General features: G+C 54.7%; 13 protein-coding genes. 2 read left to right on the forward strand and 11 right to left on the reverse strand.

What is annotated here, in order from left to right; all coding sequences use genetic code 11:
* Positions 1–72: 72 nt before the first annotated feature.
* The 6 genes from RJP21_RS05775 to spoVAC form a co-directional block, all read right to left on the reverse strand.
* Positions 73–2,298 (reverse strand): transglutaminase TgpA family protein, encoded by a 2,226-nt coding sequence (locus tag RJP21_RS05775; RefSeq protein WP_310858454.1) that lies wholly within the window; start codon positions 2,296–2,298, stop codon positions 73–75.
* Positions 2,295–3,536, reverse strand: coding sequence for a DUF58 domain-containing protein (locus RJP21_RS05780; RefSeq protein WP_160043399.1), 1,242 nt, complete (start codon positions 3,534–3,536; stop codon positions 2,295–2,297). Before RJP21_RS05780 ends, RJP21_RS05775 begins: the two co-directional genes overlap by 4 nt.
* Before the next feature lie 5 nt (positions 3,537–3,541).
* Positions 3,542–4,498 (reverse strand): AAA family ATPase, encoded by a 957-nt coding sequence (locus RJP21_RS05785; protein ID WP_310858455.1) that lies wholly within the window; start codon positions 4,496–4,498, stop codon positions 3,542–3,544.
* Between the two features lie 310 nt (positions 4,499–4,808).
* On the reverse strand, positions 4,809–5,159 hold the full coding sequence (gene spoVAE, locus RJP21_RS05790; protein ID WP_310858456.1) for a stage V sporulation protein AE: 351 nt from the start codon (positions 5,157–5,159) through the stop codon (positions 4,809–4,811).
* A gap of 4 nt (positions 5,160–5,163) precedes the next feature.
* On the reverse strand, positions 5,164–6,177 hold the full coding sequence (gene spoVAD / locus RJP21_RS05795) for a stage V sporulation protein AD (RefSeq protein WP_310858457.1): 1,014 nt from the start codon (positions 6,175–6,177) through the stop codon (positions 5,164–5,166).
* Positions 6,174–6,674: a stage V sporulation protein AC gene (spoVAC, locus tag RJP21_RS05800; RefSeq protein ID WP_310858458.1), complete on the reverse strand. Its 501-nt coding sequence runs from the start codon at positions 6,672–6,674 to the stop codon at positions 6,174–6,176. The genes spoVAD and spoVAC overlap by 4 nt, the downstream gene beginning before the upstream one ends.
* Before the next feature lie 500 nt (positions 6,675–7,174).
* On the opposite strand from spoVAC, the gene RJP21_RS05805 reads away from it, so the two are divergent.
* Both RJP21_RS05805 and RJP21_RS05810 read left to right on the forward strand, forming a co-directional pair.
* Positions 7,175–8,248, forward strand: coding sequence for a M42 family metallopeptidase (locus tag RJP21_RS05805; RefSeq protein WP_310858459.1), 1,074 nt, complete (start codon positions 7,175–7,177; stop codon positions 8,246–8,248).
* 265 nt (positions 8,249–8,513) lie between these two features.
* Positions 8,514–8,867, forward strand: coding sequence for a LytTR family transcriptional regulator DNA-binding domain-containing protein (locus RJP21_RS05810; protein ID WP_310858460.1), 354 nt, complete (start codon positions 8,514–8,516; stop codon positions 8,865–8,867).
* A gap of 85 nt (positions 8,868–8,952) precedes the next feature.
* Here RJP21_RS05810 and RJP21_RS05815 read toward each other — a convergent pair whose 3' ends face one another.
* From RJP21_RS05815 to RJP21_RS05835, 5 genes are all read right to left on the reverse strand, one after another.
* A complete protein-coding gene (locus RJP21_RS05815) occupies positions 8,953–9,774 on the reverse strand; it encodes an SDR family NAD(P)-dependent oxidoreductase (RefSeq protein WP_310858461.1) in 822 nt (273 codons plus the stop codon).
* Positions 9,775–9,948: 174 nt separating this feature from the next.
* Positions 9,949–10,917 (reverse strand): ABC transporter permease, encoded by a 969-nt coding sequence (locus RJP21_RS05820; protein WP_310858462.1) that lies wholly within the window; start codon positions 10,915–10,917, stop codon positions 9,949–9,951.
* 371 nt (positions 10,918–11,288) lie between these two features.
* Positions 11,289–12,176, reverse strand: coding sequence for a carbohydrate ABC transporter permease (locus tag RJP21_RS05825; RefSeq protein WP_310858615.1), 888 nt, complete (start codon positions 12,174–12,176; stop codon positions 11,289–11,291).
* Between the two features lie 120 nt (positions 12,177–12,296).
* A complete protein-coding gene (locus RJP21_RS05830) occupies positions 12,297–13,181 on the reverse strand; it encodes a carbohydrate ABC transporter permease (RefSeq protein WP_310858463.1) in 885 nt (294 codons plus the stop codon).
* On the reverse strand, positions 13,178–15,742 hold the full coding sequence (locus RJP21_RS05835; RefSeq protein WP_310858464.1) for a DUF5696 domain-containing protein: 2,565 nt from the start codon (positions 15,740–15,742) through the stop codon (positions 13,178–13,180). Before RJP21_RS05835 ends, RJP21_RS05830 begins: the two co-directional genes overlap by 4 nt.
* Between the last annotated feature and the right edge of the window lie 6 nt (positions 15,743–15,748).

A 15,748-nucleotide genomic window follows, 5' to 3' on the forward strand; every position in this document is an offset into this window, starting at 1 on the left:
GAAAAAACGGGCGTTTCCGGGCTTTTCCAAAAAGAAAGCGCCCGCGAGGGCGCCAGGTCAAAAACCCGCGTGTTATGCCGCAAGATCTTCCGTCTTTTTGATCGCTTCCCGAAGTTCCCGGCTCAGCGCCCGAACATGTTTCCATTCGTCTTCGGTGATGGCCGCAGGGCTGTATCTTGCCTTTTCGAACAGCGCCAGCAGCGGGTCCAGGGAAGGTGACAAGATCGGCATCTCCCTTTTCCATCTTTTCACCGACTCCCGTAGCGTTTCATGCGAATCCCGGCGGATGCCTTTCCGCTTCAGGTCCCGGATCCAGCGTTCCGTAAGGACGATGACCTTTTGGTCTGCCGTCAATTTCCGGCCCTTTCGGACGCCTACGAGGAAAAAGCGGAGCGGAATCCGCATCACCCAAGCCGCATACGCCGCAAACAGCACGATGATCGACGCCGTAATCCAGGCGACGGCCGCTCCGGACAGCCCCTTCTGCCCTTCAGAGGTTCCCGCCGCTTGCGTTTCTTTCTGCACCTCAGGCTCCGGCTCTTCCTCCATCTCCGGCGCGGTCACGGGCTTGCTGTCCTCCGCATGCGTCAGCAGCGGCATGTTGAAGCCCGGCGTCGCTTCGACGGGGATCCAGCCGTAAGGTCCAAAATAAATTTCCGCCCAGGAGTGCGCATCGGCATTGGTTACCGTATACGTGCCACCGTCCGGAATATCGCCGCTCTGGCGGTTCATCAAGTCGGAGTCCATTTGCTGCAGCCCCGGCGCATACCCTTTGACCCAGCGCGCGGGGATGTCAAGCGAACGGGCCATCATGACCATGGAAGTGGAGAAATAATCGCAATACCCTTCCTTGATTTCGAACAAAAAGCCGTCCACGAAATCCTTGCTCGTTTTTTTCGATAAATCGGGCTGATTCGTATATTGGAAATTGTTTATTAGATAGTTTTGCAGCAAACCGATTTTTTCATACGGCGTTTGCGCCGAAGCGGTTACCTGCTCGGCAAGCTTCCGCGCCCGTTCCGGAAAGTCCTTCGGAATTTGCAGGTAGCCGTCGTCCACGTTATGGCTGCCGTACAGCTGCTTAAACGTTTTGCTGCGGATTTCATCCTCGGGTACGACCGGGATGTCCGATTCCACGGTGTACGTTTTCGGATACTGCGGCTGTTTGGTGGAGATGCTCCAATGCAGGGCGGACTGCTGCGGGTCCCACAATATTTTGCCGCCGTCGGGTTTGTCGATTTGCTTGATTTCCGATACATGGTAAGCCCCGAACAGGACGGGATACACTTGATCGCTCAGCATCGTCACGGTCTGTACCAGCTTTTCCGTTTCGGCTGCCCGCGGCGTCTCGCTTTGAAGCCCGGTTCCCGCCGCCACTTCCTCGTAGCCGCTTTTGCCGCCTTGGTCCGACCAGCCGCTCCCCGTATAAATTTGCCTCGTCTCGCCGCGCCAATAGCTGCGTTTTTCCGATTGGATGAGCATGACGGGCGAATAATCGAAATCGAATCTCCCGCCCAAACGGGTGTCGTTCCGGCTGTACCCGGAGGAGCTGCTTTCTTTGGCAGGAACAAGCTCGCCGCTGACATCGGCCGCGTTGCCCGCTCCTCCCGTCGTATCCACCCATGCGGTGTATGGATCGGTTAACGTCGGAGGCACATTCGGCATGCTGACGCCGGCGATAAACATGGCGGAAAACAAGACGGCCGCATGAATGAAAACTTTAAGCGGATATTTGCGAAGGCGTCTCCAGCCGGCCGGAAAACGCGCCTGAAACCTGCGGAAATGCTCGGTGACAAGCCAGCCCAACGCCGCGAACGCCGTCCAGGCGACCTCCCGCCACAAATTGACGGGCGTAAAAGAGTCCAAAATGCAAAACGCGATCACGTTCATGGCCGAAAAAAGCAGAATTCTCCGCTTTGTTCCGACCAATAGGGCGCTCAGCACCATTAACAGCCAGGCACCCAACGCGATCCATACATAAGGCGACATATGATCCATAAACTGCCGAACCCGGTCCGCAAACGCGCCGGACGGCGTAAAGACCCAATACCGGACGAGTTCCCGGTAAACGATGTATATAATGACAACGGCCTCAAGAAAAAGCCGGTACATTCTTTTGACGGGGAGCAGCATTTCCGCCAACGCGACAAACGTGATCGTCAGCCATACGATGGATTTGGTTTCCTCGTACCACGTAAAATCCATGAACGAAATCCACTGCAGCCCCATAATCCAAATCCAAAAGACCGATAAGGAATAAAAAAACGAATGTTTCACATACGATAGCCAGGCGCTCATGCCACTCCTCCTCCCAGGGCTCCCGGCAGGTCCTTCAGGTCGCTAACCGAGCATCCGTACGTCCCTGCCGTTCTCAGCATGGAAACCCAGCCCTGCTTGTCGTTATCGCCGGAAGGCGCCACAAGAATGTGGGAAGGCGTATACCCGCGCGTTCCGGCCCACCGCAGCGCTTCCAGCGTTTTACCGCCCGTTTTGGGGCTAACCAGCACAAGCAGGCAGCCGGAAGGAAAGATGCGAGCATGTTTTTCGAGCTTCGGCTGAAGTTCGCCAAAACCGTCCGCCGTCACGTCCACCAGATGGTGCATCATCCGCTGAAGCTCCCCGGCATTTTCGGTCGGGGTAAAACACTTCGGCGTCTCCCCCGCCGTCATCAGCCCGAGGCACATCCTCTTTTGAGCGGCGTACTGGATCAGCGAAGCCGCCGTAGACACCGCAAGCTCGAACTGCTTGTCCGATGTGTAATGCCCTGCGACGGCGTCCAGCACGACCATGATTTTGGGCACCGAGTCGTATTCGAACTCCTTCGATTTCCAGGAGCCGGTTTTGGCGGTCGCGTTCCAGTGGATCCGCGAAATCCGGTCCCCGTAGACATAGTCCCTGACCCCGTTGATCTGCGTCGTTTCCCGCCGGGAAGCGGCGGATCTTTGCGGCCCGGCGAGCCTGGAATTCCGGTCGACCAGCTTCCAGTCCGAAATCGGAACCGTGCGCGGAAGCACCCGGAATTGCCCGGGGACATGGAAGGTGCCCTTATGTTCGACCAAACCGAAAATATCCTCGGTCACGCATTCCGTTTCGGTAAAATAATACCTTCCGCGTTCCAGCGGCGGCGTTTGGAACGTCAGCTCGCCGCTGCCGCGGAAATCGGGGATGACGCTTTCCTCGAACGACCACGTCTCCCCGTTATGCCGTTTCATCACTTCGCGGATGACGACGTACGGCATCGGCAAAAATCCGGGTACGTCAAATTGAAGGCTGACCTTCACCTGCTCTCCCGCCTGCAGTGCATGGCCTTGGTCGAGCTCGGCGGTGAGGGCCCGCCGGCCGTGCACCCGGCGGATGCCGCCCAGGCCGCCGGCGATCAAATACAACACGAGTATCGATATCATGGCGAGCAGCATCAGCGAAGTTTTGCCGCCTTGAAACAGCACGAACAGCAGGCTGGCAGCCCATACCGAAAGCACGGTCCAGAAGCGGGCATTCCGCAATATCGCCCCTTTGGCGTTCAGCGTAGCCTTCATCGCAATCAGCGCTCCAGCGCCACAGGCACCTGAACCTGCTGCAAAATCTGTTTTACGACGGATTCGGCGCTGACGTTATCCAGACGGGATTCCGGACGCAAAATGATCCGATGCGAAAGGACGTAAGGCGAAAGCACCTTAATGTCGTCGGGGAGCATGTAGTCCCGCTGCTGAATGAACGCGAAAGCTTTGCCGGCCATCATCAGGGACAGCGAAGCGCGCGGGCTCGCGCCGAGCAAAACGGAAGGATGCTGACGGGTCGCGCGGACGATTTTCAAAAGATAATCGGCGACGGCGTCGTCGATGAATACGTTCCGGACTTCCTTTTGAAGCTCCGCAATTTTGTCCATACGGGTAACCGGCTGCAGTTGATCGACGGGCTGGCCGTCGTTATGCTGCCGCAGCAGGTTCCTTTCGGTCGCCGCGTCCGGATAACCGAGGCTGATCTTCATCATGAACCGGTCGAGCTGGGCTTCCGGGAGCATGTACGTACCCTCGAAATCGATCGGATTTTGGGTGGCGCAAAGCATAAACGGCTTGGGCAGTTCGTACGTTTCCCCGTCTACCGTCACGTTTCGCTCCTCCATGACTTCCAGCAGGGCCGATTGCGTTTTCGTTGTCGCGCGGTTGATCTCGTCGGCGAGCAGGATGTTCGTCATGACGGGACCGGGCCGGAAAAAGAACCGCTCTTCGCGGGGATGGAATACGGATACGCCGGTGATGTCGCTTGGAAGAATATCGGGATTGCACTGCACCCGTCTGTAATCTCCGCTCATCGATCTGGCCAGCGCCTTGATCATCTGGGTTTTCCCGGTACCGGGAACGTCTTCGATCAGGATATGCCCTTCCGCCAGGAGCGCAGTAAGCAAGAGCTGGATTTCAAAGGATTTGCCTAAAATGCAGGATTCAAGATTCGTTCTTACGGCTGCAATGGTTTGCAGGGATTCGCTGCTTACGGGCATGGATCCGTCCTCCTTATTTCATGGTTGATGATTTGTAAAATAGAACGAATAAGTACCGAATATTGCTAAATCTTGAGATAAGAAGCATATATCTTTCATTGTACATGATCCGTTCCCCAAAAGTATATTGTGCAGGACTCCTAAATTCGTCGTATACCCCGACATCCCGTTTCGGACTTTGGCTTTCGTCCCTAGAACAACAATCGAAAAAACAAGGCGGCAAGCCTGAAAACTGCACCGGATGAAAAAAAGAAAAAGAGGCCCTCCCCGGCCGAGTACGGCCTTGGGAGAGCCCCTTCCATCATTTCGTTTATCCGCGCGGGCGAACGATAAGCGCCGCCAAAAAGGAGAAGATGATCGCCGCCGATATCCCGGCGCTTGTCACCTCGAATATGCCTGTGACGATTCCGATCCACCCGTCCCTCTGAAGCTCCGACAACGCGCCATGCACAAGCGAGCTGCCGAAACTCGTGATCGGTACCGACGCGCCGGCCCCCGCGAATTTGACCAGCGGGTCGTACAGCCCGAACCCGTCGGCGACCGCCCCGGCCACCACGAGGGTACTCATCGTGTGCGCCGGCGTCAGCTTGAACACATCCATCATGATCTGCCCGATGACGCAAATTAATCCGCCGATAATAAATGCCCATAGAAACTGCATGCTGTTAATCCTCCATTTCCAGCGCGACGGCGTGGGCGATGCAGGGGATGCTTTCCCCCTGCTGGTAGGACAGCGGGGATAGCAGCGCTCCCGTCGCCACGACGAGCACCTTTTTAAGTTCTTTGTTCATCAATTTTTTTATCAGATGTCCGTAAGTCACGACGGCGGAGCAGCCGCATCCGCTGCCTCCCGCTCTCACGTAGGTTTGGTTTTGGATGTCGTAAACCATAAGTCCGCAATCGTTGAACTCCGTTTCGGCCATGCGAACCTCCGCCTTTTGCAGGAGCTCTTTGGCGATCGAAAGTCCTACCGAAGCCAGATCGCCGGTAACGATAAGGTCGTAATGCCCGGGCGTCAGCCCGGTATCCCGGAAATGGGCTTCAATGGTGTCCGCCGCCGCGGGAGCCATCGCCGCCCCCATGTTAAACGGATCCTTGACGCCCAAATCCATCACCCTGCCGATGGTCGCCCGGGCAACCGCGGGCCCGCCGCCGCTTTTGCCGACGATGCCGCAGCCGGAACCGGTCACGGTATATTGCGCGGTCGGAGGCTTTTGCGAGCCGTATTCCGTCGGGTAGCGGAACTGCTTTTCCGCCGTGCAGTTATGGCTGGTCGTGCCGGCCAGCACAAGCTCCGCCGCCCCCGTATCGACGAGCAGCGCCGCCAGCGCCAGACTTTCCATCGAGGTGGAGCAGGCTCCAAAAACGCCAAGGTAAGGAGCACCAAGCGTTCTGGCCGCAAACGTGCTGCTGATGATTTGGTTCATCAGGTCGCCGCCGATATAAAACTGGATTTGCTCCTTTGTCAGCCCCGCTTTGACCACCGCGAGCTGAGAAGCCTGCTCCAGCAGCTTTCGTTCGGCCTTTTCCCACGTTTTTTCGTTGATTTCCAGGTTGTCGTAAATGTAGTCGTAATCGGCGGCCAGCGGTCCTTGTCCTTCTTCGGGTCCCACGACCGTAGCGCTCGCAACAATGCGGGGTTTCGACGCGAATTCCCAGGTCTGGCCCTTCAGCCTCATGGATGATGCACTCCCTCCAGTCCGAAAATGGCGTATACGAGCCCGACGAAAAACGCGGCAACGGTTCCGAACACGATGACGGACCCCGCCAGCTTGAACATGTTGGCGCCCACGCCAAGAACGTAACCTTCGGCTTTATGTTCCAATGCGGCGGAGCACATCGAGTTCGCGAACCCCGTGACTGGAACCGCTGTCCCCGCTCCGGCAACCTGCGCGATTTTGTCGTACACCCCGCAGCTGGTCAATATGACGGAAATGATGATCAGCACGGCGACCGTCGGGCCTGCAGCTTCCTTGACCGTCATATCGAACAAGGACATAAATCCCTGCTGAATCGCTTGTCCAAGCAGACAGATGGCTCCGCCGATCAGGAAAGCCAACAAGCAGTTTTTGAAAACGCTCCGTTTCGGCTCGTGTTTTTGCGCTATGGTTTTGTAATCTTGCTGCGAAAGGTTATCCAGCGAAAATTTGGCGCCTTTTTTTGTGCTCGCAGGCAATGCGATACCCCCTCTTCCTCATTTTTTGGATCATGGAGAAAAACGCGGCTTGGCTTCCTTTATACTGCTTCGATGAGATGTATTATTTGTCGCGCTAAGGTTTGTTATGTATTCGGCGTCCATGCTTGCACTTACGGCAAACAGCCGCCCGGAAGGCTTTAGTCCGGGCAGCTGTCTGAGACAACGGCCTAAAGATGTATGATCACGGTCCGCTCTCTCAAAAACACATCAGGACGATGATCAACAAAATTAGCAGCACGCAGACAAGAATCACTGCTTTGTTCATTTGTATGAACTCCATGTATGATGCTCCCTTCTGCACCTTAATCAGGGCGTTCATCTATATTTATCGTATTCCGGAGCCGGGGGGAGGTGCTTCATCGCGGCAACATGGACAATCCGCATCCGGGAGTTCATACTATAGGAATGAAGGCTACATAGACTCCGGGATGGGAACATTCCGGCAGGAACAAAAAGAACGCGCAAAGGAGAATTGTTGCATGGATCAAAAAACGATGGACCTCTTCCGCAAGCTGACGGAATTTCCTGCAGCTTCGGGCTTCGAAAAAGAGCTTCGGACGTACGTCAAGGAATTGATGTCCGCTTATACAGAAGAATTTGTTCAGGACCGGCTGGGCAGCCTTTTCGGCGTGCTCCGCGGCGACGAGCAAGGACCGAAGGTCATGGTCGCCGGCCATTTTGACGAAGTCGGCTTTATGGTGACGGGCATCACCGATGCCGGCATGATCCGCTTTCAGCCGCTTGGCGGTTGGTGGAGCCAGGCCGTCTTGGCGCAGCGTCTGCAAATCATGACGCCTAACGGTCCCGTCATCGGCGTGGTCGGCTCCATCCCGACCCACCTGCTGGATGAATCCCAGCGGAACAAACCTGTGGACATCAAAGCGATGTATATCGACATCGGCGCCGACAACCGCGAAGACGCCGAATCGTTCGGGATTCGCCCGGGGCAGCAAATCGTGCCGATTTGCGAATTCACGCCGCTTGCCAATCCGAAAAAAATTATGGCCAAAGCATGGGACAACCGCTACGGTGTAGGTTTGGCGGTCGAATTGCTCGAAGCGCTCCACAAGGAAAAGCTGCCGAACACGCTGTATTGCGGGGCGACCGTGCAGGAGGAGCTTGGGCTTCGCGGCGCACGGACTTCGGCCAACCTGATTCAGCCGGACATCTTTTTTGCGCTTGACGCAAGCGCAGCCAATGATATGACCGGGGACAAAAGCTCCTTCGGCCATATCGGACAAGGCGTGCTTCTCCGCATTTTCGACCCTTCGATGCTGACGCACCGCGGATTGGTCGAATACGTGCAGGATACCGCCGACACGCACAAAATCAAATATCAATATTTCGTATCGCAGGGCGGCACCGACGCCGGACAAGTCCATTTGAGCGGCATCGGGGTGCCGTCGACCGTGATCGGCATTTGTTCGCGGTATATCCATACGTCGTCTTCGATCATTCACACGGATGATTACGACGCGGCGAAAGAGCTTTTGGTCAAACTCGTCAAAGGTCTCGACCGCACGACGTTAAATACGATCTTGGAAAACGCCTGATGCGACAAAAACCGTCCTTCCGTCATTTTCGTGACGAGGGACGGTTTTTTTATATTGTGTTTTTGAATCGACTTCGGCGAAGAATCCTGCCTTTTTGGGGCGTTTTATCCTGTCCGCCAAGCCGAAATAACGGACCTGTTTCAGGTTTTTGTCCAAGCTTACAAAAAAAATAGTAAAGTTCACAAAAAAATATAATATTTCGCCCGAAAATATGTTAAAATGAAAGCGCTAACAGCCATCATCTTCTAAAGGGGGCTTTTGTAAGATGAACCAAAACGACAAGGTGGTCACCGAATACCACGATTTCGACCCGGTCACCGATGCATTTTTCTTTAAAACCGGCACGCAGGAGCAGGTCATTTTTCACGGCAGGAATTACATTATAAAAAAGAGAATGTCCTCCGCCGAACTGGCTTCCCTCAAATCCCGGCCCAACTTCGTCCGTGCCGCCTCCAATCTTTACGTGAATGTGAACAAAATTACAAATATCGACGGCAACACGCTGCATTTCCGGGATGAATTCGCATATCCCCGCACCATTACGGTATCCCGGCGAATTTTGGAGCAGATCAAACGGCGGTTGCCTCACACTCCCGGTTTCATATCGCCCAAGCCATGAATAAGTCCCTGCACGCAGTAAGGCGGCAGCTCCCGGTTCTTCCGGGCGTCTGCCGCCTTTTTATGATAAAAAAGTAAGATGCACGTCAGTTGACGCGGAAAGGCTCCACTTTGCGAAATCCCCAGGAGGTTTTTCCATCCTCCGGCATGCCCGGCAGGATCAGCCCGCCGTCGATCCGGACCGTAATTCCCGTAATATAGGAAGCGTGTTCCGACACAAGCCAAAGCGCCGCTTGTCCGATATCGTCCGGGAAACCGATCCGGCCGAGCGGCACGAGCGAGCCCATGTTGTCGTCGGACGGTTCCGGTTCACGGACGAGAATGCCGCCGGGGGCGATGCAGTTAACCCGGATCCCGTACGGCGCCAGGTCCAGCGCCACCGATTCGGCCGCCCGCTTCAGCGCTGCTTTTATCCCTCCGTAGACGGCGTCTCCGGGATATGCCCGTTCGGCATGCGTCGATAAAATATTGATGATGTTTCCTCCGCGCCCGGCCTCGATCATACGCTTCGAAACCTCTCTCATCAACAGCATCGGCGCGCGGAAGTTGAGCTGCATCGTATAATCCAGATGCTCCAACGGCAATTCCGTGATGGATGCATACATCCCGACGCCCGCATTATTGATGAGACAGTCGATCTGCCCCATCGCCCGCATCGCCTCCGCCGCCGTTTGGACCGCTTCGTCCGCATCCGTTAAATCGCCTTCGCGGACCGTGCAGGGTCTGCCCGATCGCTTCGCAATTTCTTCGGCGGTTTGTTCGGCCATGGCGTCATCGCGGTAATGGGTGATCATGATTTCGTATCCCGCCCCGGCCAAAGCGAGCGCGATGCCGCGCCCGATGCCCCGGCTGCCCCCCGTGACGAGGGCCGTTTTTTTCGCCGTGTTTACGTTGCCGTGATGCTCCATGATTTACGCCTCCTTCTCATGCTTCGAAAAATAAGAAAAAGAATGCCCGAAAAACATGTCAGCGTTTTCAAAGGATGACTATTATGATCAAACCGCATGACGCAGAAAAAGTCAAACCTGGTATTCCATCCATCTGCTTTTTTGTTCCACCCGGCCAAAAATAACGCTTTCCCGTTATTTCGCGACGCTTTTTTTACCCGTCAGACGGACTCTCGGATCCACCAAAGTATACAGCAAATCCGCCGCCCAGTTTGCCAGGACAATAAAACCCGATACGACCATAATGATGGCGATCAAAACCGGAAAGTTGCGCTTGAGGGCCGAAGTGACCATCAACGGGCCAAGCCCGTACCAATTAAACACGTTTTCGACGATCGCCGATCCGCTGATCAGAACGGGAAGGTCGAGCGCAATCAGCGTGATGATCGGAATCAGGGCGTTTTTAAGCGCATGCCGATAGACGACCCTGCGGTCCGAAGCTCCCTTTGCCCGGGCGGTCATCAGAAAAGGAGATTCCAAAACTTCCATCATGCCGTCGCGGACAAACTTCAAATAATAGGCGAGCATGCCCATGACCAACGTAGCCACGGGGAGAATCATATGCTGTACCAAATCCCATAGATCGCCCTCCATGGAAGGGGTGTGCATGCTGCTCGGCGGCAGCCATAAAAGCTGCATGGAAAAAATCTGCTGCAGCCAATAGCCCAGCACGAAGCCGGGGACGCTGAACCCGATCGCGCCTAAAAATAATGCCGTTCGATCGGAGATGCCATAAGGTTTGGTACTGTTATGTATTCCCCACGGAATGGCGACCATAAGCGTAATCAGCCATGCGGTGCCCAAAAGGATAAAGCTGTTTTTGGCATGCCACCAAATGTAGCTGTCAATCGGAACGAAATTATAATCTACTCCCAGATACCCTTTCGCAAGTCCCTTGAGCCAACGAAAATACTGTTCGTAAATCGGCAGGTCCAGCCCGTGTAAATGCTTCTGCTCGTCCACCCACTTGTATTGCTCTTCCGTCATTCCAATGCTGGCCCACGGATTTCCCGGCATGAGATGCATCAGAACGAACGCAACCGAAGAAACGACGAACAGCACGACAACGGATTGCACCGTCCGATAAAGGATGTACTTCCACATTTTGCGCTCCTTCAAGCTCCTTTCCCTCTGAAAAATGTTTCGCAAGACTTCCACATATTAGTAGGATACATCAAGATTGCGCAAACCTAAAGACAAAGTTCCACAGAAATCGGCGGCGATTGCGATCGCGGCTGCATGGAACATGCGATTAAGAACAAAAAATTAAAAAGAGGCTGTCCCAAAAGTAAATTTCAAGTGCTTTTGAGAACAACCGAATTAAGAAAAACCGGTGGTTTATTTGAAATATGGCGGCATCAGGGATATGATCCTCATAACAGACAAAGGAGCCGCCCTGGGTCAAGTGACTTTTGGGACGACCCCTGATTGGATTGCAAACGACAAAAACATCACCTAATCGTAGAAGGAAGCCGTCAGCCGACGATGCCGGTCCGTTCCACGCTTTCGACGAAATACCGCTGCACGAACACGTACAAAATGATAATCGGGGCGATGAACAGCAGCTCCCCCGTATTTTTGATCATATAGGCATACAATCCGTCCTCGAACTGCGTGGCCGTCCACATCGTCGGCAGCATCGTCGACAGCACCTTGATTCTCGTCAGCAGCAGCGACACGTAATAATTGTCGTTCCACATCCAGACGAAAGAGAATAGAAAAACGGTCACGATCGCCGGAACGGCGTTCGGAAGCATGATCCGGTAAAACGTCTGGAATACGCCGCAGCCGTCGATATAAGCGGCCTCTTCGAGTTCTTTCGGAATCCCGCGGAAAAATTGCCGGAAAATAAAGATAAACAAGCCGCTTTTGATTCCCATGCCCGTCGCCGCCTGCAAAATGAAAGGCCAATAGCTGTCCAGCAAATTGATTCCATGCCCGCCGAACAAGGACAAAAGGCCAGCCAGATCAAAAAAGCGAAAATTCAAGTAGGTCGGAATCATCAGCGTCTGCGGCGGGACGACGATCGTAAACACCGCAAGCGCAAACAGGATGCCGCTGCCCTTGAACCGTAGCCGGGCGAAGCCGAAGGCGGCGAGCGAACAGGAGATGACCTGCAGCAGCGTCGTCAGCAGCGAAATGAACAGCGAATTCAAAAAGGTGTCGGCATAATGCAGCGTATGGGCCGCAAACCGGAAATTGTCGAGCGTGAAATGCTTCGGAATCCAAAGGACGGTCGGATCGAGCATATCCGCCCTCTCTTTAAACGAAATCGAAATTTTAAAAAATATCGGATACAAAATGACGAAACAAAGACCCGTAACCAACACCGCCCGGATGAGAACCCAGGCAAAATGCTGCATTTTGAGCAGCGGCTGCTTTTCCCTGGAATAACGGGCATAACCTGCCGCCGCCTTGACCACAACCTGTTTCAAAATCCGTCTCCCTCCTTTAATCCCTCAAAATGACAGGCATCTTCCCGCTCAATCGAAATAAAACACCTTCCGGGACACGAGGCGAACCAAGATCAGCAAAATAATGGACGCCACCGCGAAATAGGCCCACGACATCGCCGCACTCAGGCTGAAGTTCAGCGCTTTGAACGCCGTATCGTTGATCAGCACGCTCAGCTTGTTGTAATTGTAGGAATCGATGACGGTATAAACGATGTTCGTCAAAATGAGCGGGCTGACCATCGGGAACGTAATTTTCCAAAACGCCTCGTACCCGGTCGTCCCTTCGATTTTGGCGGCTTCGTACAGCGCCGGGGGCACGGATTGAAGCCCGGCCAAAAAAATCAGGATTTGCACGCCGGAATGGCTGATGATTTCGTAAATGCGGTTGACCGAACCCGTGATGTACATGGTCAAGCCGCTGCCGAACCCGGACTGCAAAAGAAGCGCTTCGAGCTCGCTGCTTTTAAGTCCCGCATCCCCTCCGCCGGTCACCGTTTGCGCCACTTCCGCCAAATTGCTGCTCTGCTCGATGGACAACAGGTTCGTGGCAAGCAGCACCGGCAGGAAAAAGATGGCGCGGGCCAGCACTCTCCCCCGGAATTTCTGGTTGAGCAGGGTGGCGGCAAACAAGCTGAAAACGACGATCGAGGGGATGTTGATCAGGAGGTCCGCAACCGCATCCAGCAGCACCCGGTTAAAGGTCGGATGTTTGTAAAAAATTTCCTTGTAAAACTGAAGCCCCGCAAACTTTGTATCGAAACCGCTCATGGCGACCGTCAAGTGATTAAAGCTGTATACAAGCGATTCGTACAAAGGGACCGCAAACAAAAACACGAAGCCTAAAAACCACGGACCGATGAACAACACGCCGAGCAGCGACTTTTTTTGCGACAACGTCAGCTTCTTTTTCATCGCTTTCCACCGCCTATTCGATAGCTTTCGCCTTCAAGGACAACGCCGCCGTCCAGACTCACGCCCGAAGCGTTGTAATTGACCGTGACGGTTTTGCCGTTTTCGTAGGTTGTACGGAATACGCCCTCTGCCAGCTTCTCGTGGCCTACGATCCTCTGGTCCCGGACGTCCTTCAACACCCCGTTTGCTTCCTTGTAATAACGCACCGCTTCGTCGAGCCAATCCTTGTACCGGGCCGAATACAAATCGTTGAAGTCGGTGTTCCTCACGGCGGAAGCTTTTTCGTAAAACCATCTGTAATACACGCCGGAACCGGTCTCAAGCGTTTTAAGCAAGCTGGCCCGCCCGCTTTGGTCCCGATCCAGATTGACGGGTTCTCCCGAATAGTCGACATATCCGTGCAGCACCATTTGATAAAAAGGGACTTCCTCGTCGGCGATATTAAACCCGCTGCTGCGGGCCGGCGCATTGACCACGATATCCGCGTATGGCAGCACGCCTGCGTTGCCGCCGCTCACCATCGTTTTTCCGGCCGCCTCTTTCAGCCTCTTCACCGCCTCCTCGTTCAGCGCCGCGCCGGCCTGCCGGTCGGTCGTCCTGCCGGACGTCACGTCGGAATGGATATCGTCCCCCAAATCACGCAGCGATACTCCGCCCACGCTCCATGTTTTATAATCCTGCAAAAAATCGTCCACGAGCTTTGGCAGCTTCTTCGGCGACAGCAGGTAATAATCCAAATCGCCCCGATTTGCCGTTACCGGATCCGTTTTGTACTGCGCGATGCCTTCGCGGAACAAAAAGCTTGCCCCGTCGCGGGAAGGCTTGAATCCATGTCCGCTGCGGTATACCTGCAGGAAGGAAACGTCCGGATAGAGCTCGACGTTTTGTTCCTTGGCGAAGCGAACCAGATGTTCGAAGCCCTTTTCGCCGCCAAGCGCGGCATCGACGTCGATGTCGTCCGGATAATGATGGGCAAGCCCGCCGTTGAACCATCCCGAATAACGCAGCTTGATGCTGCCGATGCCTTTGCCCTTCAACATGCCAACCAGCGATTCGGCCTCTTGGAAGGTCGTCAGCGCCTTCACCGACCGGTACGGGATGCCGAGGAACGTTTCGCGTACCGGAATGGAGCCGACGAGATCAAGCACAAAAGGCGTATCTTGGGAAGCTTCGAGCTTGGTCAGTTTGCCGTTTTGCACGAGATAATCCTGATAATGGCGGGCCATGCCGGCATAATCGGCCGACGCGCCGGACAGGAACGTATACCGCAGCCGGATGCCACCCCCGTACATTTCCGGAAACATCGGGCTGTCCTTTTTTACGCTGCCTGCACGGTACGTAAACAGCTCCATCGGTTTCAGCAAAAATTTGGCGCTGACCCGGTTGTAGGAATTGACCCTTCCGCTGATGTCGGCATGGATCGAAGCGACCGCATCTCCGGCCTCAATGATGCAGAAAAAGGCCTGCTCCCCTTTTTTCATGCCAAAAACGGGCAGCCTGGTCGTTTCGGTAAATTCCTTGATTTCCGTCGTCTTCTCTTTCAAGGTGCGGTCTTGGCCGTATATCGGCATTTCGTAGGGCTGGGCGGCGACTTTTCCGTTGTTCAAACGGATCAGCGCTCCCGACCCGTCGGGAACGAACATATATCCGCTTTCCTTCGTCCCGGCCGCGCCGAACATTTCAAGCAGCTGGATCGACTCGATCGGGAACGGCTCCGTATCCCGGATTTCCTTGACGGGGACCTGAACGACCAAACTCCGGCCGTCCAGCCGGTATTCGACCGGTACGGTGAATTTCGCCGCTGCCGAGGATTTCTGCTCGCCCGCCTGGTTCAGCTCGTTATCCTTTTTGGCATCCTGCGCCGTATAACCGACCGATTCCAGGATGGCCACGACGTCCTTTACGACGTACTCCGGCATTTCCTTCCGTTTGTAAACCTGCGTTTCCTCATCGAGGAAAAACCGTTTCTCGATCTCGAATTTGACGCTTTCATCCTGGATTTTGCTTAATATCAAGTCATCCATCCGCTGCTTCGAAATGAATTGCGGGACGGCTTCCAGCCCTTTCTGAAAATCCCCGAGCCGATAGATGATTTTGACGCCATGGTCCGTTTTCAAAATATCGAACTGTTTGCGTTTCACCGCCTCGGTATAGTTGTTCGCGTAAAACGTCTGCCCTTTTTCGTTGTTGTACACGATGGAAAATTGGGCGGACAGGTTTTCGAAATTGACCGCTTCCGCCTTTTTATCTTCGTCCCGGTCCTGCGGGTTGGAATACCACATCTGTCCGCTGCGCTTGTCCTTGACCGCGGTCTCCGTCGTTTCCGGATCGATGTAAAGCGCGAGATCTTCATTTTCGGTGATCAGGTTCCAGCCTTCGGCGTTACTTTCGAAACGGGCGGATTCGGGCGTCTTCCCCTCACCGGATAGGCTGCCGGGTGTTTCTGCGGATCCCGCCGCTTCGCGGCCGCCTGCAGGTTTCATGATCTGAAAGCTTGCGTAAGCGACCAGGCAAACGCCGGCGAGTGCCGCCAGCCACCATCCTGCTGTTTTGCGTCTCAACCGTTT

The sequence above is a fragment of the Paenibacillus sp. VCA1 genome, assembly GCF_031583795.1.
Classification (GTDB): domain Bacteria; phylum Bacillota; class Bacilli; order Paenibacillales; family Paenibacillaceae; genus Paenibacillus_AQ; species Paenibacillus_AQ albilobatus.